The sequence below is a fragment of the Rossellomorea vietnamensis NBRC 101237 genome (genome assembly GCF_001591825.1).
In the GTDB taxonomy this organism is placed as follows: domain Bacteria; phylum Bacillota; class Bacilli; order Bacillales; family Bacillaceae_B; genus Rossellomorea; species Rossellomorea vietnamensis.
Genome location: NZ_BCVQ01000063.1, coordinates 1 through 18,146, shown reverse-complemented (window position 1 = coordinate 18,146; position 18,146 = coordinate 1). Strand labels below are relative to the sequence as shown.

General features: G+C 44.2%; 20 protein-coding genes. 18 read left to right on the top strand and 2 right to left on the bottom strand.

What is annotated here, in order from left to right; genetic code table 11:
* Window positions 1-556 precede the first annotated feature (556 nt).
* Complete coding sequence (gene deoC, locus BVI01S_RS20035; protein ID WP_034757484.1) at window positions 557-1,228, top strand: deoxyribose-phosphate aldolase; 672 nt, start codon at window positions 557-559, stop codon at window positions 1,226-1,228.
* A 27-nt stretch (window positions 1,229-1,255) separates the two neighbouring features.
* Here the strand turns inward: deoC and BVI01S_RS20030 are convergent, their stop codons facing one another.
* On the bottom strand, window positions 1,256-2,188 hold the full coding sequence (locus BVI01S_RS20030) for a Na/Pi symporter (RefSeq protein ID WP_244886960.1): 933 nt from the start codon (window positions 2,186-2,188) through the stop codon (window positions 1,256-1,258).
* Window positions 2,189-2,524: 336 nt separating this feature from the next.
* On the opposite strand from BVI01S_RS20030, the gene rpsU reads away from it, so the two are divergent.
* From rpsU to recO, 15 genes are all read left to right on the top strand, one after another.
* Window positions 2,525-2,698, top strand: a complete 174-nt coding sequence (rpsU, locus tag BVI01S_RS20025) for a 30S ribosomal protein S21 (RefSeq protein ID WP_032087602.1) — start codon at window positions 2,525-2,527, stop codon at window positions 2,696-2,698.
* A gap of 14 nt (window positions 2,699-2,712) precedes the next feature.
* Window positions 2,713-3,159 (top strand): GatB/YqeY domain-containing protein, encoded by a 447-nt coding sequence (locus BVI01S_RS20020; RefSeq protein ID WP_034757488.1) that lies wholly within the window; start codon window positions 2,713-2,715, stop codon window positions 3,157-3,159.
* Between the two features lie 200 nt (window positions 3,160-3,359).
* A complete protein-coding gene (locus BVI01S_RS20015; RefSeq protein WP_034757491.1) occupies window positions 3,360-4,643 on the top strand; it encodes an NfeD family protein in 1,284 nt (427 codons plus the stop codon).
* A 27-nt stretch (window positions 4,644-4,670) separates the two neighbouring features.
* Complete coding sequence (gene floA, locus BVI01S_RS20010) at window positions 4,671-5,666, top strand: flotillin-like protein FloA (protein WP_061811345.1); 996 nt, start codon at window positions 4,671-4,673, stop codon at window positions 5,664-5,666.
* Between the two features lie 30 nt (window positions 5,667-5,696).
* A complete protein-coding gene (locus BVI01S_RS20005) occupies window positions 5,697-6,158 on the top strand; it encodes a YqfB family membrane protein (protein ID WP_061811344.1) in 462 nt (153 codons plus the stop codon).
* Between the two features lie 57 nt (window positions 6,159-6,215).
* Window positions 6,216-6,500: a sporulation protein YqfC gene (yqfC, locus tag BVI01S_RS20000; RefSeq protein WP_061811343.1), complete on the top strand. Its 285-nt coding sequence runs from the start codon at window positions 6,216-6,218 to the stop codon at window positions 6,498-6,500.
* Window positions 6,501-6,511: 11 nt separating this feature from the next.
* The gene (gene yqfD, locus BVI01S_RS19995; protein ID WP_061811342.1) at window positions 6,512-7,699 is read left to right on the top strand and encodes a sporulation protein YqfD; all 1,188 of its coding nucleotides are present in this window, start codon (window positions 6,512-6,514) and stop codon (window positions 7,697-7,699) included.
* A 3-nt stretch (window positions 7,700-7,702) separates the two neighbouring features.
* A complete protein-coding gene (locus BVI01S_RS19990; RefSeq protein WP_034757504.1) occupies window positions 7,703-8,662 on the top strand; it encodes a PhoH family protein in 960 nt (319 codons plus the stop codon).
* A 183-nt stretch (window positions 8,663-8,845) separates the two neighbouring features.
* Window positions 8,846-11,005: an HD family phosphohydrolase gene (locus BVI01S_RS19985; RefSeq protein ID WP_034757506.1), complete on the top strand. Its 2,160-nt coding sequence runs from the start codon at window positions 8,846-8,848 to the stop codon at window positions 11,003-11,005.
* 2 nt (window positions 11,006-11,007) lie between these two features.
* Window positions 11,008-11,481 (top strand): rRNA maturation RNase YbeY, encoded by a 474-nt coding sequence (ybeY, locus tag BVI01S_RS19980; RefSeq protein ID WP_034757509.1) that lies wholly within the window; start codon window positions 11,008-11,010, stop codon window positions 11,479-11,481.
* Window positions 11,456-11,848 carry a diacylglycerol kinase gene (locus tag BVI01S_RS19975; RefSeq protein ID WP_061811341.1) on the top strand — a complete coding sequence of 131 codons (393 nt, stop codon included), beginning with the start codon at window positions 11,456-11,458 and terminating at the stop codon, window positions 11,846-11,848. Before ybeY ends, BVI01S_RS19975 begins: the two co-directional genes overlap by 26 nt.
* A 249-nt stretch (window positions 11,849-12,097) precedes the next feature.
* Window positions 12,098-12,496: a cytidine deaminase gene (locus BVI01S_RS19970; RefSeq protein ID WP_061811340.1), complete on the top strand. Its 399-nt coding sequence runs from the start codon at window positions 12,098-12,100 to the stop codon at window positions 12,494-12,496.
* The gene (gene era / locus BVI01S_RS19965; protein ID WP_061811339.1) at window positions 12,489-13,409 is read left to right on the top strand and encodes a GTPase Era; all 921 of its coding nucleotides are present in this window, start codon (window positions 12,489-12,491) and stop codon (window positions 13,407-13,409) included. The genes BVI01S_RS19970 and era overlap by 8 nt, the downstream gene beginning before the upstream one ends.
* A 106-nt stretch (window positions 13,410-13,515) precedes the next feature.
* Window positions 13,516-13,659: a YqzL family protein gene (locus BVI01S_RS22310; RefSeq protein WP_079531746.1), complete on the top strand. Its 144-nt coding sequence runs from the start codon at window positions 13,516-13,518 to the stop codon at window positions 13,657-13,659.
* 45 nt (window positions 13,660-13,704) lie between these two features.
* Entirely contained in the window at window positions 13,705-14,457 is a 753-nt protein-coding gene (gene recO, locus BVI01S_RS19960; RefSeq protein WP_061811338.1) for a DNA repair protein RecO, read from the top strand.
* A gap of 197 nt (window positions 14,458-14,654) precedes the next feature.
* Here the strand turns inward: recO and BVI01S_RS19955 are convergent, their stop codons facing one another.
* The gene (locus BVI01S_RS19955) at window positions 14,655-16,028 is read right to left on the bottom strand and encodes a glycine--tRNA ligase (RefSeq protein WP_061811337.1); all 1,374 of its coding nucleotides are present in this window, start codon (window positions 16,026-16,028) and stop codon (window positions 14,655-14,657) included.
* A 463-nt stretch (window positions 16,029-16,491) separates the two neighbouring features.
* On the opposite strand from BVI01S_RS19955, the gene ccpN reads away from it, so the two are divergent.
* Together ccpN and BVI01S_RS19945 are read left to right on the top strand one after the other, a co-directional pair.
* Window positions 16,492-17,118 carry a transcriptional regulator CcpN gene (gene ccpN, locus BVI01S_RS19950; RefSeq protein WP_061811336.1) on the top strand — a complete coding sequence of 209 codons (627 nt, stop codon included), beginning with the start codon at window positions 16,492-16,494 and terminating at the stop codon, window positions 17,116-17,118.
* 13 nt (window positions 17,119-17,131) lie between these two features.
* Window positions 17,132-17,944, top strand: coding sequence for a pyruvate, water dikinase regulatory protein (locus BVI01S_RS19945; RefSeq protein WP_034757527.1), 813 nt, complete (start codon window positions 17,132-17,134; stop codon window positions 17,942-17,944).
* Window positions 17,945-18,146: the final 202 nt, after the last annotated feature.

Sequence of the window (18,146 nt, the reverse complement as noted above, 5' to 3'; positions counted from 1 at the left end):
TACGTCTTGCACTCCAATCAACAGCTAGATCGTCTAAATACTCTTTATATGCTTTGACAAAAACAAAAAATCCGAACGAATTCGATTTTTAATTAAGAATCTCGAATGATCGTTCGGATTTTTCTTTGATAAAACGCTTTTGTTCCAGCCTCGTTTTCACTCTTATTTTCTCCATAACTGATAGCTACAGTCTCTAGATTATTCAACAGAATTAACTTTTGGTGGCTCTCTTACAAAAAGGAATATTAATGATTATAGTTCTTTTTCAATACTTCTTGGATCAGTTGATTGGAACGGAAGATGCTCGACTCCTGCGGGAAATGCGTGAAAGTTGAGACCCCGCAGGGCATAGCCCGAGGAGGCTCAACTCACGCCCCGCGGAAAGCGAGCATCTGGAGTGGCAATCAACTACTGCTTGCTTATTGAGATGCAACCCTGTTGCAAGGATTTGAAAAGGTTTTCTTTATTTTGGGAGATACTATAAAGTGCTCGTCTTTTTCTCTTAGTTTTGGTATGATAAGAGAGGTACGGACAACTGTTAAAGGAGAGATAATCAATGACTATGAACATTGCAAGTATGATCGATCATACTTTACTTAAACCTGAATCAACAAAAGATCAAGTAGAGGTACTTTGCCAGGAAGCGAAAGAATTCAAGTTTGCTTCCGTGTGTGTAAACCCTACTTGGGTACAATATTCAAGCGAATTATTAAGCGGTACAGAAGTGAAAGTATGTACGGTTATCGGGTTCCCGCTTGGAGCTTCTACACCTGAAACGAAAGCGTTCGAAACAAAAGACGCAATCGAAAAAGGGGCAACGGAAGTCGATATGGTCATCAATATCGGTGCATTGAAAAGCGGTGACCATGAGTTAGTGAAACGTGACATCGAAGCGGTTGTTGCAGCTTCTAAAGGAAAAGCACTGTCTAAAGTCATCATTGAAACATGTCTTCTGACAGAAGAAGAAAAAGTGAAAGCTTGTCAACTTGCTGTGGAAGCGGGAGCGGATTATGTGAAAACATCGACCGGCTTCTCGACTGGTGGAGCAACGGTTGAAGATATTGCTTTAATGAGAAAAACGGTTGGACCTGATATCGGTGTGAAGGCTTCAGGAGGCGTACGTTCCCTTGAAGATGCACAAGCGATGATCGAAGCCGGGGCTACTCGTTTAGGCGCGAGTTCAGGTGTGAAAATCGTTCAAGGTTTAACAAGCGATTCAGATTATTAATGTGTAAAAAGCTGAGCGGATAACCGCTCAGCTTTTTTTTGGAAGGTGGACCTTTTCGATTAACCGGGCAAACGAATTGGCGAAGGGAAGAACAAGCAGGGAACATATAAGATTGAATAGGACACTGGCGTGGGCCAATTGCAAATCCGCAGAGTCGGCAAGCGTTCCTACAACCGACCCAAGTATGGGGATGAAAGGGATGAAAAGGGCCACACCCATTACATTCAGCCAGATATGGGCGTATGCTGTCAGCTTGGCTTGGGTGCCGCCGCCGATGCTTGCAATAAAGGCTGTGATACAGGTGCCGACATTGGCACCGAGCATGATGGCTATCCCTGCATGGAGATCAATCGAACCAGCAACCAGAAACCCCATCGTCACGCCTGTCACAACGGTACTTGATTGTATGATGGCCGTCAGCACGCATCCAATCAGCAATGCAAGAACAAGATGTTCATTGACCTGAATCATATAAGAACGCAATGATTCGTGTGTCGTCAAAGGCGTTGCCAGCCATTGAATGGCCCGGATCGAGGTGAAGATCAATCCGAAGCCAATAAAGATCATACCGCTGCTTCTGATCTGTGGAGATCTGAAAAAATACAGTACACAGCCGATGATCATGGAGGGAACGATGAGATAGTTCATGTCCAGGGTAAACATTTCAAGGGTGAAAGTGGTCCCGATATTCGATCCGAGCATGATGCCGATGGTTTGACGGAAGGGGATCAGACCCGAGGAAGCAAGTCCCACCGTGAGGACCATGACCGCCGAGCTGCTGTGAATAAAGGCGGTGACAACGGTGCCTGTCATGACACCCTTCACAGGGGTGCTTGTAAGATAATGAAGCCATGTCTTGATCTTCTGATTTGCGATATTAAATAGCCCCGACCTGAGCCAGGTCATGCCGAATAAAAAACATAAGATAAAAAAAATAAAGGCGATTCCATGTAAGATCATTGAATTCCTCCTGTACACCAGTACGACTACTACAAATGTATGGGGGAAATGAATGAGACATGCCTATTTATGTGAGTGTTTTATGATAAATTGTTGACCTGACACATATCATATATTATAATGGCAAAGTACATGGATTTCTTTATAATATATTAAAGAATCCATCCAAGAAAGACATACACTTTCTGTCCCCTTGTGACAATCAGGCAAGGGCAAAGCCATAACCAATTGGTGAAGTAAAGGACGTCAGATAATCCTGCGTCTTAAGAAATTGGTACAAACCATTTCTTGACTTGAACATGTAAGTGTAGTGTGTTCGGAGGGAGGGAAAGAGAGATGTCAAAAACAGTTGTTCGTAAAAACGAATCGCTTGAAGATGCTCTTCGTCGCTTCAAACGCTCAGTTTCTAAAACAGGAACTTTACAAGAGTTTAGAAAGCGCGAATTTTATGAAAAGCCAAGCGTAAAACGCAAAAAGAAATCAGAAGCTGCAAGAAAGCGTAAGTTCTAAGAGAGGGTGTAAGTATGAGTCTTCTCAATCGTTTAAATGATGATATGAAACAAGCGATGAAAAATAAAGAAAAAGAGAAGCTTTCCGTTATCCGCATGCTTAAGGCTTCACTTCAAAATGAAGCCATCAAACATGGGAAACAGGAACTCTCTGAAGACGAAGAGTTGACTGTCCTTTCTCGAGAAGTGAAGCAACGGAAAGACTCCCTCCAGGAATTTCAAAACGCGGGTCGTGAAGACCTCGTTGAAAAAATTCAAACAGAACTGACTTACGTCGAAATATATATGCCTAAGCAGCTTTCAGAAGAAGAAGTCTCTGCTATTGTCGAACAGACGGTAGCGGAGGTAGGTGCTACTTCTAAAGCCGATATGGGCAAAGTGATGGGAGCAATCATGCCTAAATTAAAAGGGAAAGCCGATGGGGCTCTCGTCAACAAACTTGTTCTTCAACATCTATCATAAGATTAAAGAAACCGGAAAGCTTTGATGCTTTCCGGTTTTTTTAAAACCGATTATAGATGGAACGGGGGACCTGCGCACTTTTATAACATATTTTTTCAAAAAGATGAAACTTTTTTAATGGGTCATCCGTACATAGAGTATCAAGGAATATTACCTGAAACGAGGGGGTTAAGTTGAGGAGAAGTATACTTGTATTATTGATGCTGATTCTTGGGTGCAGCTTTATTCAGCCGTTGATCAGTTCAGCCGCGGATTCGGATAGGGTATACGTGATTCCCATTCAAAAGGAAGTGGAAAGAGGACTTCATGCCTTTTTGGAAAGGGCGATTAAAGATGCGGAAGACCATAATGCGGAACTGATCATTTTCGATATTGATACACCTGGGGGATTGGTTGATGCCGCGGGCGATATCGGACAGCTCCTGGATGGGATCGATGCTAAAACGATTGCGTTTGTAAATGACCATGCCCTGTCTGCGGGAGCATTCATTTCCCTTCATGCAGATGAAATCTATATGGTACCGAATGGACAGATGGGTGCTGCAGCGGTCATTGATCAGGAGGGGAATGCGGCGGATAAAAAAGCCCAGAGCTACTGGCTTTCTGCCATGAAAAGTGCCGCTGAGTCTAATGGAAGAGATCCTCAATATGCTCTCGCCATGGCAGATGATTCTCTCGTCATAGAAGAGCTGGGGATTGAAAAAGGTGAACTATTGACATTGGGATCAAAGGAAGCAAAGGAAATCGGGTATTCAGAGGGGACAGTGAAGAACCTCGACGAATTGTATGAAACTCTTGGAGTGGATAAATCTTCTGTGAAACGTGTCGATGAAACGTTCGCGGAAAAACTCGCCCGCTTCATCACAAATCCAGTCGTTGTCCCGATTCTATTATCCCTGGCAAGCATCGGGTTGATTGTGGAGCTGTACTCACCCGGTTTTGGAATTGCCGGTTCTATCGGCTTGATTTCCCTTGTATTATTCTTTTATGGACACTTGGTTGCAGGACTTGCGGGATACGAAACCATTCTTCTTTTCATCATTGGTATCATCCTTATAGTCGCGGAGTTTTTCCTCCCCGGTGGAATTGCGGGGATACTCGGTATAGGGGCGATCCTTGCAAGTATTATGTTGGCAGGGGGCGATATGGTGCAAATGGGAATCTCTCTTTTGATCGCTTTATTCATTGCCGTTGCAACAGTGATTATCTTTGTAAAGGTGTTTGGTAAAAAGATGAAATTTTTTAACAAAATCATTTTAAACGATTCCACCAGCACAGAAAGCGGATATGTATCCAATGCCAATCGATTGGATTTGATTGGGAAAATCGGCGTGACCAAAACGCCTTTAAGGCCATCCGGAACCGTCATCGTGGAGGAAGAAAGAATCGACGCAGTGACAGAAGGCGGCTTTATCAAAGCAGGTGAAAAGGTTAAAATTGTGAAGGTGGAAGGGTCAAGGATTGTAGTAAGAGACATTTCATAATACTTTAGGAGGTAACAAACTATGGTTATAGGACCAAGTACGATTTTACTGCTCGTTGCGATTGTGGTGGGCATTATCGTTTTAGCTGTATTATTTACATTTGTACCAGTCATGCTGTGGATTTCAGCAATCGCGGCAGGAGTCAGGATCAGTATTTTCACACTGGTTGGGATGAGATTAAGGCGTGTTATCCCGAGCCGTGTGATCAATCCATTAATTAAAGCCCATAAAGCAGGCATTACAGTAACGATCAATCAGCTGGAAAGTCACTATCTCGCCGGGGGTAACGTAGACCGGGTGGTGAATGCACTGATCGCTGCTCACCGTGCCAATATTGAATTGACGTTCGAACGCTGTGCCGCGATTGACCTTGCAGGTCGTGACGTCCTTGAAGCGGTTCAGATGAGTGTTAACCCTAAAGTGATCGAAACACCGTTCATCGCGGGTGTGGCAATGGATGGAATTGAAGTGAAGGCGAAGGCGCGTATCACGGTTCGTGCGAATATCGACCGCCTTGTCGGTGGTGCAGGTGAAGAAACGATTGTTGCCCGTGTAGGGGAAGGGATTGTATCAACGATCGGTTCATCCGACAATCACAAAAAGGTATTGGAAAATCCGGATTTGATTTCTCAGACCGTCCTTTCAAAAGGTCTGGACGCAGGTACGGCATTTGAGATACTCTCGATCGATATTGCGGATGTAGATATCGGCAAGAATATCGGAGCGGAACTGCAAACAGAACAAGCAGAGGCAGACAAGAACATTGCCCAGGCGAAAGCGGAAGAACGAAGAGCGATGGCTGTTGCCAATGAGCAGGAAATGAAAGCAAGGGTAGAAGAAATGAGGGCGAAAGTTGTGGAAGCGGAAGCAGAAGTGCCTCTTGCCATGGCTGAAGCACTCAGGTCAGGTAACATCGGTGTGATGGACTATATGAACATAAAGAATATTGATGCCGATACGGAAATGAGAGACTCGATCGGAAAGCTGACAGGGGATAAAAAAGATCCGAAGAGTGATAAGTAATCTCCCTTTGTTCAGAAAGGAGGTATCTCCATGGAATCATTGATCTTATTTATTTTGATCGGGATCATCACATCCATATTCAATAAAATGAAACAGCCTCCATCCAATAAACCCGTGAGGCAGAAGCCGATTCAAACGGCCTCTCCCGCTTCTCCAGAGCCTGTTGGAAGAGGCAGGGAAAGAGTTGAGCGGGAACGAACCGGGCGGAGGGAACCAAGGTCATACAAAGAGCCTGTAAAAGAGGCCGTTTCCTCCATCCAAACCCGTTTGGAAGATAAGAAGAGGGAGACGGAATCTGCTTATTCCAGTCTTCAGAAACAAGAAGAACGATATTCCAGGAAGCTTGAAGCCCACCAAAACCGGGCGAAGAGGATTCGGGAGAATTCAGGTCCCATTCTCGATTTCAAAAATGAAGATGATATCGTAAAAGGATTTATTTTTTCAGAGGTGTTCGGCCCTCCGAAATCAAAAAAACGGCATCATCAAAAATAAAAGTGATGAAACCCCTTTTCATTTCATAAATATGAGATGAAAGGGGGTTCTTTTTTTATGGCGAAAAGCATTTTACAACAGATGCGAAAATGGATGACACAGAAAATGGATTTACCCGAAGATGTCATGATGGACCTTCCTCGCGTCACAATGATTGGACAAATTCATATCTATATAGAAAATCACCGGGGGCTGTTGACCTTCACAGATCGGGAGGTGCGGCTTCTGCTTAAACAGGGTCAACTTCTCATAAAAGGGGAGCAATTTGTCATCAAGATGATCCTTCCGGAAGAAATTCTCCTTCAGGGGAAAATCGTTGAAGTGATCTATTTAGAACAATAGGAGGGACGGATTTGAAGAATCAATGGTTCACCTTTCTGAGGGGAAAGGTATTCGTGAAAATGGAAGGCAGATTAGTTGAGCGGGTCATCAATCAATTGCTCCGTGCCGGTATCACCATCTGGAATGTGAAGAGGGCGGGAACGGAAACCATCACCTTTTACTTATCCTTAGAAGATGTACATAACTTCCGAAGAGCGGTACGGGCATCCGAGTGTAAAGTGACATTTCTAAGAGGGCAGGGGGTTCCCTTTCTATTCAGGAGATCACTGAAAAATTCAGGCTTCATGATTGGTGGACTGGCATTCTTCGTCATCGTATTCCTTCTTTCCAATATGGTGTGGGGCATCGAGATCAAAGGTGCGTCCCCTCAAACCGAGCACAGTATACGAAAGGAACTGGAGGAGATGGGTGTTTCCAAGGGGAAGATGCAGTTCCACATCCCCGATGTTGAAACCATCCAACGTGAGTTATCCTACAGGATGAATAATATCACGTGGGTAGGGGTGGAGTTACAGGGGACAACCTTTCACTTTCAAGTCGTGGAAAAGAATGCCCCTATGCCCCCTGAAACAACCGGTCTGCAGCATATTGTCGCCAAAAAGAAAGCCATCATCACCGACATGTTTGTAGAAGAAGGGGATCCCCAGGTGAACGTCAATGACTACGTCAATAAGGGACAGCTCCTTGTATCGGGTCTGATCGGGAATGAAAAAGAGCCGAAGGGAGTCTCGGCCAAAGCGAAGATATTGGGGGAAACATGGTATAAGACTTCGGTTGAACTCCCGTTGAAGTCACGATTTATCGTGTTCAGCGGAAATGAGAAAAGAAAACATTATCTCGGCTTCGGTTCACTGAATATCCAGGTTTGGGGCTTCGGGAAAACGGAATTCAAGCACGTCGTTGTGGAAGAAACGAAAAAGCCGCTGCGTTTTTTGAAATGGGAGCTCCCGGTGTATTATATTGATCGCAGCATGAAAGAAAAAGAGGACGTGGAGAGGACCTATACGAAATCCGAGGCGATCACGGCTGCGAAGAAGCTTGCCAAAAGTAATCTGGAATCCTCCCTCCCGGAAGATGCAGAAATAAGAGGGGAAAAAATTTTGCAAGAAAAGGTGGAGAATGGTAAAGTTAGGGTAACCATTCACTTCAAAGTAATAGAAAATATTGCAGAAGGACAACCACTTATTCAAGGAGACTAACGAATGTCAGATGAAATCTTAATGAAATTACAACTTGAAAACCCCAATGAAGCCATCGCTTTGTTCGGTGTTTCAGATTCTCACCTTAAATTAATAGAACAGGAATTACACGTTTCGATCGTAACAAGAGGCGAAGAGTTGCTGGTTTCAGGTAAAGAAGAAGATGTAAGTCTCGCCGTTGATATTTCTGATCGACTGGTGGCCGTGATCCGAAAAGGGATCAATATCGGCCAGCGTGATGTCCATTATGCCATCGAAATGGGCAGACAAGGGACGCTTGAATATTTTACAGAGTTGTACAATGAAGAGATTACAAAGAACGCCAAAGGTAAATCGATCCGGGTGAAGACCTTGGGACAGCGCCAATACATCCAGTCCATCAAGAAGCATGACATGGTGTTCGGGATCGGACCGGCCGGAACAGGGAAGACCTATTTAGCCGTTGTCATGGCTGTACATGCCTTAAAGAACGGGCAGGTCAAGAAGATCATCCTGACGAGGCCGGCTGTGGAAGCAGGAGAAAGCCTTGGGTTCCTTCCGGGTGACTTGAAGGAGAAGGTGGATCCTTATCTCCGCCCCCTATATGATGCCCTGCATGATGTATTGGGAGCAGAGCATACCGCCCGCCTGATCGAGAGAGGTACCATCGAGATCGCTCCCCTGGCATATATGAGGGGCCGTACCCTTGATGATGCGTTTGTCATTCTTGATGAGGCCCAGAATACAACGAAGGCCCAAATGAAAATGTTCCTGACAAGGCTCGGCTTTGATTCCAAGATGATCATCACGGGAGACCGTTCCCAGGTGGATCTGCCCAGGGGCAGCGAGTCAGGATTGATTTCTTCTGAACGGATTTTAAAAGATGTTAAAGGAGTGTCGTTCATTTATCTCGATCAAGCCGATGTAGTCCGTCATCCGTTGGTCGCGAAAATCATCGATGCCTATGAAACAATCGAAAAATAGACAAAGAGAGATTGATCCAGTTGATCCATGCCGTCATCATAAGATCCGGCGTGGCCATGGATCAATCTTTTTTTGTTGTGCTATACATAGATAAATAAGTCAAAAACTGTTATCATTTTACATAATTGCTAATTGCTTTACCTATGGCCATCAGAAATTGTTATACATAACAGGGGGTTCTTTATGCAAACTCACCCATTTCTACTTAAAATAAGGAGCTTTCTCAGCTACCGATTATTTACCAATCTCTTATTTGTACTGCTCGGCATCATTGTATTCGGTGTCCTATATGGAAATGTGACGCCGAAAACGCTCGATATTCATTTATATGAAGATGCCCCCACCACGATAAGGGCGCCTAAGAAATTCGTCGATGAGGAGGCCACCGCGAAGAAGAAGGAAGAAGCAAAGGCCGAAGTCGCAAGTGTGTATACTCCGAAAGAAGGGGCGATCGATAACTCTACTTCATTGATCCACTCTCTGTTGGAAAGTGTAAATGAAGTGAAGGATGAGTCGAAACAGCAGGCGGGGGACGAGGAAAATCTAAAACCGTCTACAAGTACGGATACAACTGAACAGCTGAAGCTCCTGAAAGCCAAATTGCCGAAGGATAAAAATAACAATGTCACCAACAGTCTGAGTGATGACGTGTTAAAGACGCTCCTTGAGGCGTCAGAAGATGACTTGTCCCGCATAGAGACCATCGTTACCACCCAAATGAAAATCATCATGGAAAACGGCGTCAAAGAAGAAGAATTAAATGAAGCGAAATTGAATCTGGAACAACGGATCACCAACTATTCATTTAAAGATGATTTAACCACTGCTGCCATCAAGCTTGGGAAAGTCGCCATTGAGCCGACGCTTTACTACGATGCTGAAAAAACAGATGAGTTAAAGAAGCTTGCCGAAGCAAACGTGGAAAAGGTTGAAATCATTGAAGGAGGCGTCATCGTAGAAGACGGGGATCTGATCACACCTAAAATATACAGCATCCTGAAGACTCTGGGGATGGTGGAGGATACATTCTCCTTCAAACCGTATGTCGGACTGGCACTCTTCGTCCTTGTGGTGATAAGTTCACTATATTATTTCTTCTACACACTTGAAGTGACCGAGGAGAGAAAGCAGAATTATCTGATCCTGACAAGCATCGTATTTGTCATATCCCTCTTGATCATGAAGATCGTAGGACTGATCGAACAGCTGGAAATCAATGATATTGCCTTCATATTCCCGGCGGCGTTCACGGGTATGATATTGAGGATCTTACTGAACGAACGGATCGCCATGATGATGGTGTTCATCCTTTCTGCCTGCTCGAGTATCGTGTTTCACCAGCAGTTCTCCGGATCCATCGATATCGAAATTGCGATTTATACGTTATTCAGCGGTGTATCAGGGATTCTTTTCCTTGTGAGCCGAAATCAGCGTTCGAATATTTTAAGGGCGGGGATCTATGTAGCACTTGTCAATATCCTGATCCTCGGGTTTTTAATCCTATTAAGCGGTACTTCCTATTCGAATAGTGAATACGTGTACTATTTAGTGTTTGCCCTGTTATCGGGGATCATGTCTTCTATCCTGACGATCGGTTTCCTCCCGTTTTTTGAAGCGGGATTCGGGATTCTTTCATCCATGAGACTGGTCGAGCTCTCTAGCCCTACACAGCCGTTATTGAAGAAGCTGTTGACCGATGCGCCCGGCACCTATCATCACAGTGTCATGGTGGCGAACCTTGCGGAAGCTGCGTGTGAAGCCATCGGGGCTAACGGGTTACTCGCCAGGGTCGGATGCTACTATCATGATGTAGGAAAGTCCAAACGTCCGCATTTCTTCATTGAAAATCAGCTGAATATGGGGAATCCCCATGACAGGGTCTCGCCTGAAACAAGCAGGGATGTTATTATTAGTCATGCTTCAGATGGAGCCCAGATGCTCCGGAAACATAAATTGCCAAAGGAAATCATCGACATCGCCGAGCAGCATCATGGAACGACATTGTTGAAATTTTTCTATTATAAGGCAAAAGAACAAGGGAAAGATGTTAAGGAAGAAGAATATCGCTATCCGGGTCCTAAACCCCAATCTAGGGAAGCGGCTGTGATCAGCATTGCGGATAGTGTAGAAGCGGCTGTCAGGTCGAAGAAATCACCCACCCAGGCAGAAATTCAAAAGCTTGTCCATTCGATTGTGCAAGACCGCCTGCAGGACGGGCAGTTTAACGAATGTGATATTTCATTAAAGCAATTAGAGACGGTGAAGAGGTCTCTATGTGAAACATTGAATGGAATCTTCCATCCGAGGATCGAGTACCCTGAACTTCAAGCAAAAGGAGAATAGGCATGACTTTATTAATTGACTTTATTGATGAAACAGAAACAGTATCCGATGAACAGACACAGCTGGTTCAGAATATCCTGAACTTTGCTGCTGAACAAGAGGGGATCGAAGATGAAAGCGAAGTGTCCGTGACCTTCGTGTCCAACGACCGTATCCGTGAGATCAACCGTGAATATCGGGATAAGGACCAGCCCACGGATGTGATTTCATTTGCCCTTGAAGAACTAGGGGAAGATGAGGTGGAAATCATAGGGGCGGGGATTCCGCGCGTTCTTGGGGATATCATCATTTCCATTGACCGGACAAAGGAACAGGCGGAAGAATACAACCATTCCGTCTCCCGTGAACTAGGTTTTCTTGCCCTTCATGGCTTCCTTCATTTATTAGGATACGATCATATGGAAGAAGAAGAGGAAAAGAAGATGTTCAAGAGACAAAAGGACATTTTAGATGAATATGGACTCAAAAGAGACTAAATTCGGCTTATTCCGATTCCTAAAATCCTTTGGATATGCAGCGGAAGGCATGAAATCTGTCTGGGCAACGGAACAGAATTTCAGAATTCATTCATTCGTAGGGATAGTCGTTTTCCTTCTTGCCTACCTGCTGGCTGTATCCGCCATGGAATGGGTCATACTGATCATCCTTGTCTTTTCCGTGCTTGCCCTTGAAACGATGAATACAGCCATTGAAAAGGCAGTCGACCTTACCACAGAAGGGTATCATCCCCTTGCGAAAGCTGCGAAGGATCTGGCTTCGGCTTCGGTCCTTCTCTTCGCAATCTGTACAGCAATCGTAGGAACCATCATCTTTCTTCCAAAGCTTTTGGAACTGATCCACTAAAACGGAAAAAAGACAGTGTAAGACCGCAAAATAAAGGCTGCAGGGAAGAAATTGTGCGATTTCTTCCCTGCAGCCTTTAATTCATTTGAAAACGTTCTTATACTTGTATAGAATAAGTGGAGCAAAGGACAAAATCGATAAATAGTTTGAATTATCTAACTATTTTATTACAAAATGATAACAGCCCATTTTCTTTTATGAAAATTGTAGTAAAATGAATGTGTAAGGGTTAAAAGGAGAGTTAAATCAATGAATGCAGAACAATTGATACAAGAAGCTAAACTAGCGAGGGAAAAAGCATACGTACCCTATAGTAAATTCAAGGTGGGAGCGGCTCTTCTGTCAAAGGACGGTAAGGTCTATCACGGTTGCAATATTGAAAATGCAGCGTACAGCATGTGTAACTGTGCTGAACGGACTGCTTTATTCAAGGCGTACTCAGAAGGCGATACAGACTATTCGATGATTGCGGTTGTGGCAGACACGGCAAGACCTGTTCCACCTTGTGGAGCATGCCGGCAGGTCATTTCAGAACTTTGTCCGAATGAAATGAAAGTCGTATTGACGAACCTGAAGGGCGATGTAGAAGAATTAACCGTAGCAGAACTATTACCAGGAGCTTTTTCACCGGAGGATCTAAATGAGTAATCATATCAGTAACACAGAATACAAATCAGGCTTTATCTCCATCATTGGAAGACCTAACGTCGGGAAATCCACTTTCCTGAACCGGGTCATCGGTCAAAAGATCGCCATTATGAGTGATAAGCCCCAGACGACACGCAACAAAGTTCAAGGAGTATACACGACCGATTATGCCCAGATGATATTCATCGACACTCCTGGAATACACAAACCGAAACATAAACTGGGAGACTTCATGATGAAGATTGCTCAGAACACTTTAAAAGAAGTGGACGTCATATTGTTCATGGTGAACGTCGAAGAAGGATTGGGAAAAGGAGATCACTTCATCATAGAGAAGCTGAAAGGTGTAAAAACACCGGTCTACCTCATTCTTAATAAGATTGACCAGATCCATCCAGATGCCTTACTGCCAATGATTCAACAATACAATGACCTGTTCCCGTTTGCGGCGACTGTCCCGATCTCAGCACTCGAAGGGAACAACGTGGACCAGCTGCTTCAGCTACTGAAGGATCAATTACCGGAAGGGCCTCAATTCTATCCTGCAGATCAGATTACCGATCATCCAGAACGTTTTATCGTATCTGAACTGATCAGGGAAAAGGTCCTGCACCTGACACGGGAAGAGATTCCGCACAGTATAGCGGTCGTGATCGACAAGATGGAGAGGAAAGAAGAGAAGGACCTCATCGACGTCATCGCCACCATCATTGTAGAGAGAGATTCCCAGAAGGGGATTGTCATCGGCAAACAGGGTTCCATGCTCAAAGAAGTCGGAAAGCGCTCGCGGGTGGATATTGAGAACCTGTTGGGATCAAAAGTCTACCTCGAACTATGGGTGAAGGTACAGAAGGATTGGCGTAACCGATCTGCAAACCTCCGTGACTTTGGGTTCAGCGACGACGAATATTGATAATTAACAATATTTAGGCCACATGTTTTAGAGAGAAAATGCTCATTCTAATCACAAGAAAGCTTATGAAGTCTTGCTAGTTTAAATCCAGAAAGGTGGGTTTTTTATGTTAGACTTAACATGGAAATTTTTTTCGCAGACAGGAAGTATTGACACCTATCTCCTTTTCAAGGAGCTTGAAAAGGAGTCATTTGATGATCCTTACAGCTTTGAAGAAGAAACAGCGGAAGTAGATTTTCCTTTAACGTGATAAGTGTGTCATCACCCGGGAAGATAGAGATCGGGAGGTGGCTAAATGCTGCAGAAGTGTGAAGGAATTGTCATTCGAACGAATCATTACGGTGAGTCGAACAAAATTGTTACCATATATACACGGGAATTCGGAAAGATTGGATTGATGGCTAGAGGGGCAAAGAAACCTAATAGCCGTCTATCCGCCATTTCACAATTGTTTACATATGGTTATTTCCTTTTTATCAAAGGAAGCGGGCTGGGCACCCTTCAACAGGGAGAGATGGCAGAGTCCCTGAGGCATGTGAGGGAGGATCTGTTTAAGACGGCTTATGCCACTTACATCGTGGATCTCCTTGATAAAGCGACCGAGGATCGAAAGCCGAACCCCTTCCTGTTTGAATTGCTTTACAAGACTCTTCACTACTTGAATGAAGACTATGACCCGGAAATCCTGATGCATATTTTTGAAATGAAGATGCTCCCTGTAATGGGGTTGTACCCTCACCTGAATGGATGTGCTGTATGTGGGGAGACCGATGGTGAATTTGCTTTTTCCTTTAGAGAAAATGGATTCATCTGTCATCGCTGTTTGAGTGAAGATCCACATCATTTACCGATCTCACAAAGCACTGTGAAGCTTCTAAGGGTATTTTACTATTTCGACCTCAATCGATTGGGAAATATATCGGTGAAAGATGAAACGAAACGTCAATTGAAGCGGGTAATCAGGACTTATTACGATGAAAACTCAGGTCTGACATTAAAATCCAGGAGGTTTCTGGACCAAATGGATAACCTTAAGGACTTATTCTAGTTACATAGATGCTGCTTGTGATATAGAAAGGCCCATTCACTTTTGTGAATGGGCCTGATTTTTTATTGTATCTGCTAGCTCCAGCGGCTAGAGGCTCGAGGTCATAAGTCAACCCTGCCAAAAAGGCAAAGAACGCCTTTCCGGCAGGGCCGACTTATGCTTGTCGCCTCTGAACGAGCCGCCTCCGCTTTAGGGGTTTAAAATTTGATTTTCTCCTGCAGGAAGCCTTTTACTTCACTGATCGGCATTCTTACTTGATCCATTGTGTCACGGTCACGGACGGTTACTTGACCGTCTTCTACGGAGTCAAAGTCGAATGTGATGCAGTATGGTGTACCGATTTCGTCCTGGCGGCGGTAACGTTTCCCGATGGATGCCGTTTCGTCGAAGTCGATCATAAGATCCTGTGACAGCTCTTCATACACCTTGAATGCATCGTCAGAAAGCTTTTTCGAAAGTGGCAGGACAGCCGCTTTGAACGGAGCCAGTGCCGGGTGAAAACGTAATACAGTACGTGAGTCGTTCTCAAGTTCTTCTTCTTCGAACGCATCGCATAGGAATGCAAGGGTTACCCGGTCAGCTCCAAGGGAAGGCTCGATGCAATATGGTACATATTTTTCATTCGTTTGTGGATCCATGTAGTGGAAGTCCTCATTTGAATGTTCCATATGACGCTTCAGGTCGAAGTCAGTACGATCTGCTACACCCCAAAGCTCACCCCAGCCAAACGGGAATTTGTATTCGATATCCGTTGTAGCGTTGCTGTAATGGGATAATTCATCCTGATCATGGTCACGCAGTCTCATATTGTCTTCGCTCATTCCAAGATTCAGTAACCAGTTTTTACAGAATTCGCGCCAGTATGAGAACCACTCAAGGTCTTCACCAGGTTTGCAGAAGAATTCCAGTTCCATCTGTTCGAATTCACGGGTTCTGAATGTGAAGTTACCAGGAGTGATTTCGTTTCGGAAACTTTTACCCACTTGCGCAATACCAAATGGCATCTTCTTACGCATGGAGCGTTGAACGTTCTTGAAGTTTACAAAGATCCCCTGTGCTGTTTCTGGACGTAAATATATTTCATTTGTAGAAGATTCCGTTACTCCCTGATGGGTTTTGAACATAAGATCAAATTGGCGGATATCCGTGAAGTCGTGGCTTCCGCAATCAGGGCACGCAATATCATGCTCTTTGATGATTTCTTCCATTTTCTCGAATGAAAGACCGTCGACGATCATCTCGATCCCTTTTGCTTCCAGGGCGTTTTCAATGATTTTATCTGCGCGGTGACGTGTTTTACATTGCTTACAGTCGATCATCGGGTCGTTGAAGTTTCCAACGTGTCCGGAAGCTACCCAGGTTTGCGGATTCATCAGGATACTTGCATCAAGGCCCACATTATAAGGGGACTCCTGTACGAATTTTTTCCACCAGGCTTTCTTGATATTGTTTTTCAGCTCTACACCAAGCGGACCGTAATCCCATGTGTTGGCAAGTCCTCCGTAAATTTCAGAACCTGGGAAGACAAACCCCCTGTGCTTCGCTAAGTTGACTACTTGTTCCATTGACATATAAGTCACTCCTTTTCATCATTTATGTAAATAAAAAAGCTCGTCCTTAGGCGCTTGAGGCCTAGGGACGAGCTTGTTACTCGCGGTTCCACCCTAGTTGATATACGTGAAGGTATACCCACTTTTCATCGGTAAATAGCTCCGGATTGCCGTTTCCATGCCTTCTGGGCTTTCACCGTCCCCAGTCGCTTCTCGGTTAGCAAGGATTATTGATCCATCATAGCCTTATTGGTTATAAGATGAAGACATTTTATCATGATAAAGAAATAAAAACAACTAATGATTGAGAGAAGAGAAAAGATTTGAAGTTTCGTTCAAAAGAAGATACTCTTTGTAAAGTGAAATTTAGCTATAGGTTGTCACAACTGGATGATAATATGCTCTTTTCATTTTGGGTGAATAGTATATAATATTTAATATAAAGTATAACATAAATCGTTGGACCGTTAGGTGGTGAGTAACAATCGAACTCAATAAGCGTCAAGAACATATTCTGCAAATAGTGAAAGACAATGGACCTATCACTGGTGAACAGATTGCGGATCAATTAAATTTAACCAGGGCGACTCTGAGACCCGACCTTGCCATCCTGACCATGGCAGGTTACCTGGATGCCCGTCCGAGGGTAGGATATTTCTATACAGGAAAAACAGGGACACAGCTGCTGACGGAGAACCTGAACAAAATATTCGTCAAGGATTACCAATCGATTCCAGTTGTGGTGAATGAAAATGTTTCCGTGTATGATGCCATCGTAACGATGTTTCTGGAAGATGTGGGAACATTGTTTGTCGTGGACGCCAATACATACCTGGTGGGTGTCCTGTCCCGTAAAGATCTTTTAAGAGCGAGTATCGGAAAGCAGGAACTCAGTACGTTGCCGGTGAATATTATTATGACAAGGATGCCCAATATCACGGTTTGTGAAAAGGATGACCAGCTGATCGGAGTGGCGAAAGACTTGATTCATAAGCAAATTGACTCTGTCCCTGTCATCAAAAAGACTGAAAAGGGTGATTTAGAAGTCATAGGCAGGATTACGAAGACCAATATAACAAAAGCATTTGTTGCGTTGGCAGATGAATATTAGAAGGTGGTGAACGATCGTGAAAGAACCGATCATCTATGTTGTATCCGACTCGGTGGGTGAGACTGCTGAATTAGTCACAAAAGCGGCGATTAGCCAATTCAATGGTTCCAATACGGTCATCAAGCGCTTTCCGTATATAGAGGACACCGAACATATCGATGAAGTGATTTCCTTGGCGAAGCTCAATCAGGGGTTGATTGTGTACACCCTTGTAAAGCCGGATATGCGAGCGTACATTAAAGAACAATCTGAAAAGGAAGAGCTCTATGCATTTGATATCATCGGTCCATTAATGGACAAATTTCAATCTTCCTACCAGAGGGAACCGCTGTTTGAACCAGGGACTGTCAGGAAGCTTGATGACGACTACTTCAAGAAGGTGGAAGCCATTGAATTTGCCGTCAAATATGATGATGGGCGTGACCCCCGGGGCATCCTCAGGGCGGATATCGTGCTTGTCGGAGTGTCCAGGACATCAAAAACGCCTCTGTCGCAATACCTTGCGCTGAAGAGGATCAAAGTGGCGAATGTTCCACTTGTACCGGAAGTAGATCCCCCGGAGGAACTATTCATGGTTTCACCGAAGAAATGCTTCGGATTAAAAATCAGCCCTGAAAAGCTGAATACGATCCGCAGGGAAAGATTGAAATCTCTCGGATTGAACGATCAGGCGAGCTATGCGAATATTAAACGTATAGAAGATGAACTGACGTATTTTGAAAAAATAACGGACCGCATCGGCTGTCACGTCATCGATGTTACGAATAAAGCCGTCGAAGAAACAGCCAATGTCATTACAAATATTTACCAAAACAGCAACGAATGATCGGCGGTCATCATGCTGACCGTGTACATAAAAAGATGATTCCCCCTGAAAAACGGGGGAATCATCTTTTATTTAGGCCGTTTGCACACACCAGAACTATTTAATCGATATCATCTGCACCGAGAGAATGATGGGTTGGTTTTGACAATCTCTATAGTTTTAGTGAAAACTTATCCTTCGAAAGTTGATTGGAGCGGAAGGT

Excerpts from the sequence above, each read along its gene's own strand:
- deoC (WP_034757484.1), top strand. The coding sequence starts at position 557 with ATGACTATGAACATTGCAAGTATGATCGATCATACTTTACTTAAACCT.
- BVI01S_RS20030 (WP_244886960.1), bottom strand. The coding sequence starts at position 2,188 with ATGATCTTACATGGAATCGCCTTTATTTTTTTTATCTTATGTTTTTTA.
- rpsU (WP_032087602.1), top strand. The coding sequence starts at position 2,525 with ATGTCAAAAACAGTTGTTCGTAAAAACGAATCGCTTGAAGATGCTCTT.
- BVI01S_RS20020 (WP_034757488.1), top strand. The coding sequence starts at position 2,713 with ATGAGTCTTCTCAATCGTTTAAATGATGATATGAAACAAGCGATGAAA.
- BVI01S_RS20015 (WP_034757491.1), top strand. The coding sequence starts at position 3,360 with ATGCTGATTCTTGGGTGCAGCTTTATTCAGCCGTTGATCAGTTCAGCC.
- BVI01S_RS20005 (WP_061811344.1), top strand. The coding sequence starts at position 5,697 with ATGGAATCATTGATCTTATTTATTTTGATCGGGATCATCACATCCATA.
- yqfC (WP_061811343.1), top strand. The coding sequence starts at position 6,216 with ATGGCGAAAAGCATTTTACAACAGATGCGAAAATGGATGACACAGAAA.
- BVI01S_RS19990 (WP_034757504.1), top strand. The coding sequence starts at position 7,703 with ATGTCAGATGAAATCTTAATGAAATTACAACTTGAAAACCCCAATGAA.
- BVI01S_RS19985 (WP_034757506.1), top strand. The coding sequence starts at position 8,846 with ATGCAAACTCACCCATTTCTACTTAAAATAAGGAGCTTTCTCAGCTAC.
- ybeY (WP_034757509.1), top strand. The coding sequence starts at position 11,008 with ATGACTTTATTAATTGACTTTATTGATGAAACAGAAACAGTATCCGAT.
- BVI01S_RS19975 (WP_061811341.1), top strand. The coding sequence starts at position 11,456 with ATGAATATGGACTCAAAAGAGACTAAATTCGGCTTATTCCGATTCCTA.
- BVI01S_RS19970 (WP_061811340.1), top strand. The coding sequence starts at position 12,098 with ATGAATGCAGAACAATTGATACAAGAAGCTAAACTAGCGAGGGAAAAA.
- era (WP_061811339.1), top strand. The coding sequence starts at position 12,489 with ATGAGTAATCATATCAGTAACACAGAATACAAATCAGGCTTTATCTCC.
- BVI01S_RS22310 (WP_079531746.1), top strand. The coding sequence starts at position 13,516 with ATGTTAGACTTAACATGGAAATTTTTTTCGCAGACAGGAAGTATTGAC.
- recO (WP_061811338.1), top strand. The coding sequence starts at position 13,705 with ATGCTGCAGAAGTGTGAAGGAATTGTCATTCGAACGAATCATTACGGT.
- BVI01S_RS19955 (WP_061811337.1), bottom strand. The coding sequence starts at position 16,028 with ATGTCAATGGAACAAGTAGTCAACTTAGCGAAGCACAGGGGGTTTGTC.